Annotated in this window: 12 protein-coding genes; 4 read left to right on the top strand and 8 right to left on the bottom strand. The window is 59.2% G+C overall.

Annotated elements, in window-relative coordinates; translation table 11 throughout:
- The first annotated feature begins 121 nt into the window (after positions 1–121).
- From AC1D2P_RS20420 to AC1D2P_RS20410, 3 genes are all read left to right on the top strand, one after another.
- Positions 122–1,156 carry an NADP-dependent oxidoreductase gene (locus AC1D2P_RS20420; RefSeq protein ID WP_046027023.1) on the top strand — a complete coding sequence of 345 codons (1,035 nt, stop codon included), beginning with the start codon at positions 122–124 and terminating at the stop codon, positions 1,154–1,156.
- A gap of 65 nt (positions 1,157–1,221) precedes the next feature.
- Positions 1,222–1,824, top strand: coding sequence for a recombination mediator RecR (gene recR / locus AC1D2P_RS20415; protein ID WP_046027022.1), 603 nt, complete (start codon positions 1,222–1,224; stop codon positions 1,822–1,824).
- A 183-nt stretch (positions 1,825–2,007) separates the two neighbouring features.
- Positions 2,008–3,156, top strand: coding sequence for an acyl-CoA dehydrogenase family protein (locus AC1D2P_RS20410; protein ID WP_477757633.1), 1,149 nt, complete (start codon positions 2,008–2,010; stop codon positions 3,154–3,156).
- 137 nt (positions 3,157–3,293) lie between these two features.
- Here the strand turns inward: AC1D2P_RS20410 and AC1D2P_RS20405 are convergent, their stop codons facing one another.
- From AC1D2P_RS20405 to ccoG, 8 genes are all read right to left on the bottom strand, one after another.
- On the bottom strand, positions 3,294–3,842 hold the full coding sequence (locus tag AC1D2P_RS20405) for an adenine phosphoribosyltransferase (protein ID WP_477811564.1): 549 nt from the start codon (positions 3,840–3,842) through the stop codon (positions 3,294–3,296).
- A gap of 79 nt (positions 3,843–3,921) precedes the next feature.
- Entirely contained in the window at positions 3,922–4,656 is a 735-nt protein-coding gene (gene fnr / locus AC1D2P_RS20400; protein WP_046027020.1) for a fumarate/nitrate reduction transcriptional regulator Fnr, read from the bottom strand.
- A 138-nt stretch (positions 4,657–4,794) separates the two neighbouring features.
- Positions 4,795–6,177, bottom strand: a complete 1,383-nt coding sequence (gene hemN / locus AC1D2P_RS20395) for an oxygen-independent coproporphyrinogen III oxidase (RefSeq protein WP_046027149.1) — start codon at positions 6,175–6,177, stop codon at positions 4,795–4,797.
- 253 nt (positions 6,178–6,430) lie between these two features.
- On the bottom strand, positions 6,431–7,114 hold the full coding sequence (locus AC1D2P_RS20390; RefSeq protein WP_046027019.1) for a sulfite exporter TauE/SafE family protein: 684 nt from the start codon (positions 7,112–7,114) through the stop codon (positions 6,431–6,433).
- Positions 7,107–7,325, bottom strand: coding sequence for a cbb3-type cytochrome oxidase assembly protein CcoS (gene ccoS, locus AC1D2P_RS20385; protein ID WP_027921715.1), 219 nt, complete (start codon positions 7,323–7,325; stop codon positions 7,107–7,109). Before ccoS ends, AC1D2P_RS20390 begins: the two co-directional genes overlap by 8 nt.
- A 24-nt stretch (positions 7,326–7,349) precedes the next feature.
- Positions 7,350–9,800 (bottom strand): heavy metal translocating P-type ATPase, encoded by a 2,451-nt coding sequence (locus tag AC1D2P_RS20380; protein ID WP_477757632.1) that lies wholly within the window; start codon positions 9,798–9,800, stop codon positions 7,350–7,352.
- 145 nt (positions 9,801–9,945) lie between these two features.
- Positions 9,946–10,485: a FixH family protein gene (locus AC1D2P_RS20375; protein ID WP_046027017.1), complete on the bottom strand. Its 540-nt coding sequence runs from the start codon at positions 10,483–10,485 to the stop codon at positions 9,946–9,948.
- 11 nt (positions 10,486–10,496) lie between these two features.
- A complete protein-coding gene (gene ccoG, locus AC1D2P_RS20370; protein WP_109785951.1) occupies positions 10,497–11,912 on the bottom strand; it encodes a cytochrome c oxidase accessory protein CcoG in 1,416 nt (471 codons plus the stop codon).
- A gap of 467 nt (positions 11,913–12,379) precedes the next feature.
- Here ccoG and AC1D2P_RS20365 point away from each other — a divergent pair, with 467 nt between their 5' ends.
- Entirely contained in the window at positions 12,380–13,366 is a 987-nt protein-coding gene (locus AC1D2P_RS20365) for a metallophosphoesterase family protein (RefSeq protein WP_109785950.1), read from the top strand.
- Positions 13,367–13,411 lie beyond the last annotated feature (45 nt).

Raw genomic sequence — 13,411 nt, 5'->3', positions numbered from 1 at the left:
GCATTCCCACGCAGAGCGTGGGAACGATCAGGACGATCAGGATCAAAAACATCGAACACTAAACCGCCACAAAGGTCTGCTTCCCTATACCGCCCAATTCTCGATCAAAGGAGACGCTCACATGCCTCAAGCATTGACCCTCAACCAACGTATCGTCCTGGCGTCCCGCCCGGTCGGCGCGCCGACGCCAGAGAATTTCCGCCTGGAAAGGGAGGCGTTGCCGGACCTCACTGACGGCCAGTTATTGCTCAAAACCCTCTACTTGTCGTTGGACCCTTACATGCGCGGGCGCATGAGTGACGCGCCGTCCTACGCAGCACCGGTAGAAATCGACGAGGTCATGACCGGTGGGGCTGTCAGCCGAGTCGAGCGCTCGTTGAATCCAAAATTCCAGGAAGGGGATATCGTGGTAGGCGCTACCGGCTGGCAAAGCCACAGCATCAGTGACGGTCGCAACATCATCCCGGTGCCGTCCGGATTGCCGAGTCCGTCGATGGCCCTCGGTGTACTGGGAATGCCGGGCATGACGGCTTATATGGGCTTGATGGACATCGGTCAGCCGAAGTCCGGCGAAACCCTGGTGGTCGCGGCGGCATCCGGCGCGGTGGGCTCGGTGGTCGGGCAGGTGGCGAAAATCAAGGGCCTGCGCGTAGTGGGTGTGGCCGGTGGTGCAGAGAAGTGCCGTTACGTGGTCGAGGAGTTGGGCTTCGATGCCTGCATCGATCACAAGGCGGCTGATTTCGCCGAACTACTGGCCAAAGCCTGTCCCAATGGCATCGACATCTATTACGAGAACGTAGGCGGTCATGTGTTCGACGCGGTAGTGCCGTTACTCAATGCCAAGGCACGCATTCCACTGTGCGGCCTGATTGCCGGTTACAACGCCTCCGAGGCGCCGAAAGGCCCGGATCGCCTGCCGCTGTTGCAGCGCACGCTATTGACTAAACGCGTGCGTATTCAGGGCTTCATCGTGTTCGACGACTACGGTGACCGCCAGCCGGAATTCATCAGTGCCATGGCGCCATGGGTGCGCGACGGCAAGGTTAAATTCCGCGAAGACGTGGTCGACGGGCTGGAGCAGGCACCCGAAGCGTTCATCGGTCTGCTGGAAGGGCGCAACTTCGGCAAACTGGTGGTGCGGGTCGCGCAAGACTGAGTATTTGACGCTAATGAGAGGCGCGGGTATAAACCGCGTCTCGTTGTTTTGTCGGACGTTTCCCCATGAGCTTCAGCCCTTTGATTCGCCAACTGATCGACGCCCTGCGAATTTTGCCGGGCGTGGGTCAGAAAACCGCCCAGCGTATGGCGCTGCAACTGCTTGAACGCGATCGCAGCGGTGGTTCGCGACTGGCGTTGGCCTTGAGCCAGGCCATGGAAGGGGTGGGTCATTGCCGCCTGTGCCGCACGCTGACTGAAGATGACCTGTGCCCGCAGTGCGCGGATACCCGTCGCGACGACACCTTGTTGTGCGTGGTGGAAGGGCCGATGGACGTCTATGCGGTGGAGCAGACGGGCTTCCGCGGCCGCTACTTCGTGCTCAAGGGGCATTTGTCGCCGCTTGATGGCCTCGGGCCTGAGGCGATTGGTATTCCGCAGTTGATGGCGCGGATTGAAGAGGCCGGGACCTTTGCTGAAGTCATCCTCGCCACCAACCCGACGGTGGAAGGTGAGGCGACGGCGCACTACATTGCGCAGTTGCTCAGTAATAAAGGCCTGATTGCCTCGCGTATCGCCCACGGCGTGCCATTGGGTGGCGAGCTGGAACTGGTGGATGGCGGGACGTTGGCGCATTCGTTTGCCGGGCGTAAGCCGATAGCCCTCTAGTGCCTGTACGGGCCTCTTCGCGGGCAAGCCCGCTCCCACACGGGATTTGTGGCATTCACAGAACCCCTGTAGGAGTGAGCCTGCTCGCGAAAGGCTTACCTCGGTCACCCTGATCCACACATTCCTGTTGAAAACCAAGCAAGCGCTCGGTTAACTTCGCTGAACCTTCAGTGGAGTTCGCCGATGCCTGCCTTTCAGGAATACTTCGATCCCAGCCACCAATTGGTCCGAGACAGCGTCAGACGTTTCGTCGAGCGTGAGATTCTCCCGGACATTGATCTGTGGGAGGAAGCTGAAAGCTTTCCCCGTGAGCTCTACCTCAAGGCCGGTGCTGCCGGGATTCTGGGCATTGGCTACCCCGAGGCACTCGGCGGCAGTCATGAAGGTGATCTGTTTGCCAAGGTCGCGGCCAGCGAAGAACTGATGCGCTGTGGCTCCGGCGGGCTTGTAGCCGGTCTCGGTTCGCTGGACATCGGCTTGCCACCGATCCTCAAGTGGGCCAGGCCTGAAGTCCGTGATCGGGTGGTGCCTCAGGTGCTGGCTGGCGAAAAGATCAGCGCCCTGGCGGTCACCGAGCCCAGCGGCGGTTCCGACGTCGCCAACCTGCAAACCCGCGCCGTGCGTGACGGCGAGTTTTACCGGGTCAGCGGCAGCAAGACCTTTATCACCAGCGGCATTCGCGCCGATTTCTACACCGTCGCGGTGCGCACCGGCGAGCCGGGTTTTGGCGGTATCAGCCTGTTGCTGATCGAGAAGGGCACGCCCGGTTTCTCTGTCGGTCGTCAATTGAAGAAAATGGGCTGGTGGGCGTCGGACACCGCCGAATTGTTCTTTGACGATTGCCGTGTGCCCGTGGGCAATCTGATCGGCGTCGAAAACATGGGGTTCGCCTGCATCATGGGTAACTTTCAAAGTGAGCGACTGGCGCTGGCGTTGATGGCCAACATGACCGCGCAGCTTGCGCTGGAGGAGAGCCTGAAGTGGGCCCGCCAGCGCGAAGCCTTCGGTAAGCCTGTCGGCAAGTTCCAGGTCATCAAACACCGCCTCGCCGAGATGGCGACAGCGCTGGAAGTGTCCCGGGAATTTACCTATCGCCAGGCGGCGAAAATGGCGGCGGGGCAGAGTGTGATCAAGGAAATTTCAATGGCCAAGAATTTTGCCACCGACACGGCTGACCGGATCGTCAACGATGCGGTGCAGATTCTGGGTGGTTTGGGCTATATGCGTGAAAGCCTGGTGGAACGGCTGTACCGCGATAACCGGATTCTGTCGATTGGTGGCGGGACGCGGGAAGTGATGAACGAGATCATCAGTAAGCAGATGGGGCTTTAATCGGCGGTGTAGCGGCTGGCGTCATCGCGAGCAAGCTCGGCTCCCACAGGAGAATGTCGCCGGACACAAATCGTGTATACGACATAGATCACTGTGGGAGCCGAGCTTGCTCGCGATGGCGTCGGTACAGGCACCGTTTACTTATCGCTCAACGCAAACTGCGTCAGGCAGAACGTAGGAATGCCCATGTCTTCCAGTCGCTGCGATCCGCCCAGCTCCGGCAAATCAATGATCGCTGCCGCTTCATGCACCCGCGCACCCATGCGCCGAATCAGGTTTGCTGCCGCAATCAACGTGCCGCCGGTGGCGATCAGGTCATCGAACATCACCACCGAATCGCCCTCGCACAGACTGTCGGCATGGACTTCGAGGAACGCTTCGCCGTATTCGGTCGCATAACCTTCGGCCAGCACATCGGCCGGCAGCTTGCCTTGMTTGCGGAACAGTACCAGTGGCTTGTTCAACTGATACGCCAGCACCGAGCCGATCAGGAATCCACGCGCGTCCATCGCACCGATGTGGGTGAAATCGGCCTCGACGTAGCGATGAGCAAAACTGTCCATCACCAGGCGCAGGGCCGTCGGCGACTGGAACAACGGGGTGATGTCACGAAAGATCACGCCCGGCTTGGGGAAGTCGATCACGGGGCGGATCAGGGATTTGATGTCGAAGGAGTCGAAGACCATCATCGAGGTGTCCTGGCAGGCTGCAAACGTCGCAGTATAACGGCGGCTGAACCGTTTCGCTCAGCCGCAATGGTTACAGTCAACCTTCGACGGTGCCGCCGGCCAACGCGCAGAGCTGGATCGGGTCGAGAATACGGATTTCCTTGCCTTCGGCGGCGATCAATTCGTTCTGCTGGAAGCGGGTAAAGACCCGGGACACGGTTTCGACCGCCAGCCCAAGGTAATTGCCGATTTCGTTGCGTGACATGCTCAAACGGAACTGGTTGGCCGAAAAGCCGCGGGCGCGAAAACGTGCCGACAGGTTGACCAGGAAAGTGGCAATGCGCTCATCGGCGGTTTTTTTCGACAGCAGCAGCATCATTTGTTGATCGTCGCGAATCTCGCGGCTCATGACGCGCATCAACTGGCGGCGCAATTGCGGCAGTTGCAGTGCCAGTTCGTCGAGGCGCTCGAAAGGAATTTCGCAGACCGAGGTGGTTTCCAGCGCTTGCGCGGAAACAGGGTGCGTTTCGGTATCCATGCCGGACAGGCCGACCAGTTCACTCGGCAGGTGGAAACCGGTGAGCTGCTCTTCACCGCCGTCGCTCAGGCTGAAGGTCTTGAGGGCGCCGGAACGTACCGCGTAGACGCAATCGAAGGCGTCGCCCTGGCGAAACAGGAACTCGCCTTTTTTCAGCGGGCGGCCACGTTTGACGATTTCGTCCAGCGCATCCATGTCGTCCAGATTCAGCGAAAGCGGCAAACACAGGGGGGCAAGACTGCAGTCCTTGCAATGGACCTGGTTATGAGCGCGCAATTTGACTGGCTCAGACATTTCTTCAATCCTTGTGGGAAAACACACATAAGACGTAAGGGTAACCCACGGAAGGGCATTCAGGCCAGAGTGTGCCACTTTGTCGCATCTCAACCTGGCCTTGAGTCAATGCTGAACGCTGCCTCCCTGGCAAAGAAGTCAAATCACCCGGGAAAACCGCTGGTGGCTGAGGTGTTGCAGATACGCATCAAACACCATGCACACCGAGCGGACCAACAAGCGACCGGCCGGCAACACGCTGATTCGTTCGTTGTCGAGCGTGATCAAGCCATCATCGGCCATGGTCTGCAGTTGCGGCCACAATTGGCCGAAGTAGCCGCGGAAGTCGATGTTGAAGTCGTGTTCGATGTCGACGAACTCCAGGCTGAGATTACAGATCAGCTGCTGTATCACCGCCCGCCGCAACCGGTCATCGGCGTTACACACCAGGCCGCGGCTAGTGGCCAATTGAGCCGTGGCCAGGGTGTTCTGGTATTGCGCCAGGTCGCTGGTGTTCTGGCAGTACAGATCACCGATCTGGCTGATGGCTGACACCCCAAGGCCGATCAAATCGCAATGACCGTGGGTGGTATAGCCCTGAAAGTTGCGCTGCAGAGTCGATTCTTCCTGGGCAATCGCCAGTTCGTCGTCGGGCAGGGCGAAATGGTCCATGCCGATGTAGCGGTAACCGGCCGCGGTCAGTTGTTCGATGGTGCGCTGCAGCGTTTCCAGTTTCTGTGCCGGTGTCGGCAATTCGTCAATGTCGATGCGCCGTTGCGCCATGAAGCGTTCCGGCAGGTGTGCGTAGTTGAACACCGAGAGCCGATCCGGTTGCAGATTGATAACCTCATCGACCGTGCGAGCAAAGTTTTCCGGTGTCTGTCTTGGCAGGCCGTAGATGAGATCGATGTTGATCGAACGAAATTGCAGAGTCCGGGCTGCGTCGATCACCGCGCGGGTTTCTTCCAGGCTTTGCAGGCGATTGACGGCCCGTTGCACGGCCGGGTCGAGGTCTTGCAGGCCAATGCTGACCCGGTTGAAACCCAGCTCGCGAAGCAGGCCCATAGTCGACCAGTCGGCTTCGCGAGGGTCGATCTCAATGCCATAGTCGCCGGAATCGTCGTCCAGCAAGTTGAAGCTTTTACGCAACTGCGCCATCAGTTGGCGCAGTTCATCGTGGCTGAGAAAGGTCGGGGTGCCACCGCCAAAGTGCAGTTGTTCGACTTTCTGTGTCGGGTCGAGGTGGCAGGCGATCAGCTGGATTTCCTGCTCAAGGCGCTGCAGGTAGAGTCGGGCTCGGCCGCGGTCCTTGGTGATGACTTTGTTGCAGGCGCAGTAGTAGCAAATGTTCGCGCAGAACGGCACGTGCACGTACAGCGACAGTGGACGCAGGGTTTTGCGGCTGTCGCGCAGCGCATGGAGCAGGTCGAACGTGCCGACCTGACCATTGAATTGCACAGCGGTCGGATAGGAAGTGTAGCGCGGTCCCGCCAGGTCATAGCGGCGGATCAAATCGGTGTCCCAACGAATGGCGTCGAGCATCATGCGGGCATTCCCCCGGATAGGCTGGCAGTGGCAGCGAGTCTAGGGGGTGCGGCGATGGGGCATCTTGATTTGCATCAACGGTGAGCATGGGCTTGTAGCAGCTGCCGAGCCCGCGAGGCTGCGTTCGGCGGCGAAGCCGTCGCAAACCCTGAGCCCCAGATCCTCCTGAAAGACCGCGCTGCCTGATTTCACGACGGCTTCGCCGCCGAACGCAGCCTCGCGGGCTCGGCAGCTGCTACAGGACTGCGAATTAGTGGCCCATGAGCCAATGTTGATGTGGCCCCGGCAAGGTCCAGATGCCGAACAGGATCACCAGTAACCCGCCGGCCATGCGCACGCTGCGTTTGCGTAACAGCGCCGTCACCCGCTCAGCCGCCAGGCCCGTGGCCAGCAGCACCGGCCAGGTGCCCAGGCCGAACGCGAGCATCAACAACGCACTGTCCAGCGCATTGCCCTGGCTCGCCGACCACAGCAATGTGCTGTAAACCAACCCGCACGGCAGCCAGCCCCAGAGCGCGCCCAGCAACAAGGCGCGGGGCAGGCTCGACACCGGCAACAATTTGTTGGCAATCGGCTGGATATGCCGCCACAGGCCGCGACCCAGGCTTTCGATGCGGGTCAGGCCGCTCCACCAACCCGCCAGGTACAAGCCCATGGCAATCAGCAGCAAGCCGGCAATCACCCGCATAAACATCGCCGCCGGACTGTTGGCCACGGCCCAGCCTGCCAGGCCGATCAGCAACCCGGCCGTTGCATAGCTGAGAATTCGTCCCAGGTTGTAGGCCAGCAGCAGTCGAAAGCGCCGGCTACGTTGCTCCTTGGGAATCGCCAGGGTGAGCGCGCCCATCAAGCCGCCGCACATCCCCAGGCAATGGCCGCCCCCGAGCAAGCCGAGAATCACCGCAGACACCAGCAGGGGCGCCAATTCAAGCATGAGGCGGCGCCTTGTCGTCGGGTTTGGCCGGATGGCCGCTGGCTTCGTCGACCGCCGCCTTGTGTGCCGGATCCTGGTCGTCAAACAGAATGCTGTGGGCTGGTCCGTCGAGGTCGTCGTACTGACCGCTGTCGACTGCCCAGAAGAAGATGTACACGGCGATGGCCACGATCAGTAGCGCGGCCGGGATCATCACGTAAAGAGCTGGCATGGGTGGACTCCATGCCCGCGCGGCTCAGGCCGGCAACGGGCGGGTTTCTGGCGTGGTGTGGGCAGCAGGCGCACTCGGCAGGCGAGTCAGGCGCAGGGCGTTCAGCACCACGGTCAGCGAACTGATCGACATGCCGACGGCGGCCCAAACCGGAGTAATCCAGCCAAGGGCGGCGAACGGCAACATGAGGCCATTGTACAACCCGGCCCACAACAGATTCTCGATGATCACCCGACGTGTCCGCCGGGCCAGGCTGAAGGCTTGCACCAGCGCGTCGAGGCGGTTGGACAACAACACGGCATCGGCGCTGGTTTTCGCCAGATCGGTGGCCGAGCCCATCGCCACGCTGATGTCGGCAGCGGCCAGCACCGGCACGTCGTTGACCCCGTCACCGAGCATCAACACCTTGCGGCCTTCCTTGTGCAATTGTTGCAAGACCTGCAATTTATCGTCCGGACGCAAACCGCCTCGGGCCTCGTCGATGCCCAGTTCGGCGGCGACGCTGGCGACCATCGGCGAGCTGTCGCCGGACAGCAACAAGGTGCGCCAGCCACGCGCCTTGCAGGCTTGCAGCAACGCTGGGGCATCGGCGCGCAGACGGTCGTCGAGGACAAACCATGCCAGGGGGCCCTGACTGTCGCCGAGCAGCAGCCATTGACCCGCTTCATCGGGCATCGATGGCACGGCTGCACCACTGAGTTCGCAGACAAAACCTGGTTGGCCAATGCGCAATCGTTGTACGCCGACCATGCCTTCAAGACCCAGCCCCGGCGTACTGTGGACTTCTTCGGCGGCCAGTGGCGCACGGCCGAACGCACGGGCGATCGGGTGTTCGGAGCGGTTTTCCAGTGCAGCGGCGAGGCTCATGCACTGGTCGCTGTCGAGCACGCCCAGCGGGCGGATTGAACGTAAAGCGAGGCGCCCTTCAGTCAGGGTCCCGGTCTTGTCGAAGATCACCGTGTCGATCTGGTTCAGGCCTTCCAGAACATGGCCGCGGGTTAGCAGCAGGCCGAGTTTGTGCAACGTGCCGGTGGCCGCGGTCAGTGCCGTCGGGGTTGCCAGCGACAAGGCGCAGGGGCAGGTGGCGACGAGCATCGCCAGCACAATCCAGAAGGCCCGGGATGAATCGAGCTCCCACCACAACAGGCCAATGGCGGCGGCGGCAATCAACGACAGCAGCAAAAACCACTGGGCGGCGCGGTCGGCGATTTCCGCCAGGCGCGGTTTTTCGGCCTGCGCCCGGTCCAGCAGACGGACAATGGCGGAGAGGCGCGTGTCGTGGCCCAGTGCCAAAACTTTCACCGTCAACGCGCCTTCAACGTTCAGTGTGCCGGCGGTCACTGCATCGCCCGGCGTGCGCGGTTGCGGCAGGTATTCGCCGGTCAGCAGCGATTCATCGATGCTCGAATGGCCGTCGAGGATCTTGCCGTCAGCCGGCAGAATCGCGCCAGGGTGCACCAGCACCTGATCGCCCACGCGCAATTCGCTGAGCAGGATACGCTCGCTCTGGCCATCCGCGCCCAGGCGCAGGCAGGAAGCGGGCAGCAGATTGACCAGTTGTGCGGCGGCGGCGGCGGTGCGCTCTCTGGCTCGGCGCTCCAGATAGCGGCCGGCGAGCAGGAACAGTGCAAACATTCCCACGGCATCGAAATACAGCTCGCCGACGCCGGTGATCGAGGTCCAGATTCCGGCGAGGTAGGCGCTGCCAATCGCCAATGACACCGAAACGTCCATGGTCAGGTGGCGGGTGCGCAGGTCGCGCATGGCGCCTTTGAAAAACGGCGCGCAGCTGTAAAACACAATGGGGGTGGTCAGAAATAGCGCAACCCAGCGCAGGATGGTATGCAGTTCGGGGCTTAGGTCGATGTTGAATTCCGGCCAGGTGGCCATGGTTGCCATCATTGCCTGGAACCACAGCAGCCCGGCGACACCGAGCTGACGCAAGGCCAGGCGATTTTCACTGGCCAATTGTTCGCTGGCGCGGTCGGCTTGATATGGATGGGCGGCATAACCGATGTGGCGCAATTCGCTGAGCATCTGGCTCAACGGTAATTGTGCGTCAGCCCAGCGTACGTGCAAGCGATGGTTGGACAGGTTCAAGCGTGCTTCGGCCACGGCCGGCAAGCTGCGCAGGTGTTTCTCGATCAACCATCCGCACGCGGCGCAACTGATGCCTTCCATCAACAACGTGGTCTCGGCGAGTTCGCCGTCGTGGCGCACGAACGGCGCTTGCACGTCGGCGCGGTCGTACAGCGCCAGTTCATCCACCAACTGCACCGGCAAGGCTTCGGGGTTGGCCGATGACTCGCTGCGATGCTGGTAATAGCTTTCCAGCCCACCGGCCACAATGGCCTCGGCCACGGCCTGGCAACCCGGGCAGCAGAACTCACGGGTTTCACCCAGGACCGCAGCGGTAAAGCGGCTGCCGGCCGGGACGGGCAGGGCGCAGTGGTAGCAGGGGGTTGGACTGGTCATGAGGTATTCACAGGGTGTTGTCCGATGATCGTTCCCACGCTCTGCGTGGGAATGCCTCCCCGGACGCCCCGCGTCCGTTTCGGCTGGGACGCAGAGCGTCCCTGGCTGCGTTCCCACGCCGAGCGTGGGAACGATCAGGTAAGGCTTACTTTTTCAAGTCTTCCGCGCCTTGCAGCGGCTCATCGCCCAGCAGCAGGTCTTTGTCGTGGCTGACCTGTTCTTCTTCGAACAGGCGCCAGGTCTTGTCACCCTCAACCCCCAGCAGTTCCACAAAGCGACGGCCATCGACCTTGTCGTTCACTTGGCCAATGTAGCGGCCCTGCTCTGTTTCGCTACGCGCGAGCGTGATCTTGCGATCCTTCTCCGGCTGCGTCGGCGAGATCAGGTTCAGTTCCAGGGTTTTCGGTTGGCTGTTGCCGTTCAAGTGCAGGTCGACTTCGCCGGTCACGCCGTCCAGATGAACGCTGGCGTGAAGTTGCAGGGTCTGGGCCAGCAGTTCACGGTCAAGCGAGCGGTTGATGCCTTTGCCAGCCTCGTAGTAGTTGTCGTTCACCAGGTTGTCCGGGTTGTTCACCGCGATAGTCACCATGGACAAGGTCAGGGTCACCGAACAGGCCAGAATCCCGATGATGATCCACGGCCAAAGGTGCTTGTACCAAGGACTTGCGGCAGTTGCTGCGGGCATGATCACTTCTCTCAACGAATTTGTGGGCCGATGAATCGGCTCTTGGCTTCAACATGAACGCTGTTGTCATCGGCATCCTTGAGGATGAATTTCACCTCGTTGGTGCTCGATGGCAGTTGTTCTGGTGCGCTGGACAGTTCCACCGGCTGGCTGAAAATTTCCCCGGCGGCGACTTTGATCTCGCGCTTGCCTTGCAGCCTGAGGTCCGGCAAACCAGTGGCTTCCAGCACGTAGGTATGGTCGCGCTGGTCTTTGTTCATGATTTTCAGGCTGTAGACGTTTTCGATCCGGCCTTCGGCGTTCTCGCGGTACAGCACGCGGTCTTTGCTGACGTCGAAACCGACCAGCGAACGCATGAAGAACGCGGTGATCAACAACGAGATCATCGCCAGCAGCACCACGGCATAGCCGATCAGGCGCGGACGCAGTTTATGGGTTTTTTGCCCGGACAGGTTGTGCTCGGTGGTGTAGCTGATCAGGCCGCGCGGGTAGTCCATTTTGTCCATAATCGCGTCGCAGGCGTCGATACAGGCCGCGCACCCGATGCACTCGATTTGCAGGCCGTCTCTGATGTCGATGCCGGTCGGGCAGACCTGGACGCACATGGTGCAATCGATGCAATCGCCAAGGCCTTGCGCCTTGTAGTCGATGCCTTTCTTGCGAGGCCCACGGGACTCACCACGACGCGGATCGTAGGAGACGATCAGGGTGTCTTTGTCGAACATCACGCTCTGGAAACGAGCGTAGGGGCACATGTAAATGCACACCTGTTCGCGCAGCCAGCCGGCATTGCCGTAAGTGGCAAGGGTGAAAAAGCCGACCCAGAAGTACGACCAGCCATCGGCTTCGCCGGTGAAAAAGTCGAAAACCAGTTCGCGGATGGGCGAGAAGTAACCGACGAAGGTCAGGCCGGTGACAAACCCGATCAACAGCCACATCGAATGCTTGCTGAATTTGCGCAGGAGCTTGTTGGCGCTCATGGGCGCCTTGTCCAGTTTGATGCGCTGGTTGCGGTCGCCTTCAGTGACCTTTTCGCACCACATGAAAATCCATGTCCAGACACTTTGCGGGCAGGTATAGCCGCACCAGACCCGGCCGGCGTAGACGGTGATGAAGAACAGGCCAAAGGCACTGATGATCAAGATGCCGGACAGCAGGATGAAATCCTGAGGCCAGAAGGTTGCACCAAAAATAAAGAATTTACGCTCCGGCAGGTTCCACCAGACGGCTTGATGGCCGCCCCAGTTCAGCCACACCGTGCCGAAATACAGCAAAAACAAAAAGGCGCCGCCCATCATTCGCAGGTTGCGGAACAACCCGGTGAAGGCGCGGGTGTAGATTTTTTCCCGAGAGGCATAGAGGTCGACGCTGTTGTTCGCGTTCTTGTTGGGGGGAGTGACGTCGTGTACCGGAATCTGATTGCTCATCGTTGCATCCCACGGCAGTGGAAAAATGCCCCGGTCAGTACATGCCGACCGCGGTCAAAAAGGGCTGTTGCAGTGGCCCAATGATACGCCTGAAGCTCTAGCTCAAGGGTGCGACCTTTGGTCGCGTTGGTGGAAAATCATGAATGGTGTAGCGAATGTAACAAAACATGATTCAGATCAATTGACTTCAGAAGTATGGACGAATTTTTGGCGATGAGGTTCATCGATCTGCTGATTTCTGGTAGGTGGGCGACCGGACAGACCTTTCGCTTCTGTATGTTCGGCACCGGTTTTGCTGTTTTATATAAAAACACCCAGCTTTAATAATTTTGGTGCTTGCGGTTTCTGAAATACTATTCATTAATTAGATGGCTGTTGCGTATTTTAATCTTCGGTCTTTTGACATAAGTTTGTTTTCGGCGAAGAGTCGCCGTTCTTGTTTAGTTCAATGGAAATGGAATTCAATAATGTTGTTAGTTAAAAGTTGTTTGATTGTCAGTCTCGCGATGATCTCGCTAGTCAGTAATGCTGCGTATGTGCCGAGCACGAAAAATCCTGAGTTCGCGATATTTACATCTGATCCGCAATACCCCTGGACTGACAAAACGGACGCGGGTGTAGAAGAGTCAGATTCTGAACAACAGGCCCGATCCAGAACGCTGATCGAAAGTCAGTACTCCGACATTGCTCATTTCAGGAAGAGCCGTCCATGGTTGGAAGTTCCCGTCATGATCAACGGTGATATCACAGCGTATGGTCATGGCTGGCAGCGTTCCTATATCCGCTCGGTGCAGAAGAAGTATTTCGGTAGCGATTTTGTATACGGATTGGGTAATCATGATTATGAAGGTCTTGATTGTTTTTCCAATAGTTGTGCTGCGGGCAGTATTACCGATTTTGAAGCGCATCATCGCGACAAAGTTGGGAGTTTTGATTTGAAGATCAGTGGTCCTTTCTTTAACAGGTTGTATTCCGGAAGCCTCGCTTGGTCCAGAGATGTCGGGGATGTACATTTTGTTCAATTGAATAACGAACCGACGTACACGGACCGAATTTACCACCCTCTGAACCCGACTACTTTCGAGATAACGGACTCGCTGGATTGGCTGGAGCAGGATTTGAAAGAAGCACGCTCCAAAGGTCAGATCATCATTCTTAACATGCATAAACCAAGTTACTGGAAAGGCAGCACGGAACAGGTCGCCAGATTCCGCAGGATCGTCGCGGATTACAAGGTCACCGCTGTCTTCGCAGGTCATATACACGAGGACGCCGGGGGATTTCACGGTGGATACTTTTTGGGCGATGTGCCCTTGTTCCTGAGCGGCGCAGCTTCACAGCAGACGTACTTGATTGCCAACTTTTCGAAGGACCGCAAATCCGTGACCGTTGACCTTGTCAAAGGGAACCACTGGCCGAGCCGCACCTTCGTGAAAACGATTCCAGTCAAGTAAACCTTCACTGATTATCTTCAACGAAAACGGCCCCGCCAATTCTCA

The sequence above is a fragment of the Pseudomonas sp. P1_F1_2 genome, assembly GCF_056405815.1.
The sequence above is the reverse complement of the archived record's forward strand: the minus strand, read 5'-3'. Positions and strand labels throughout refer to the sequence as shown.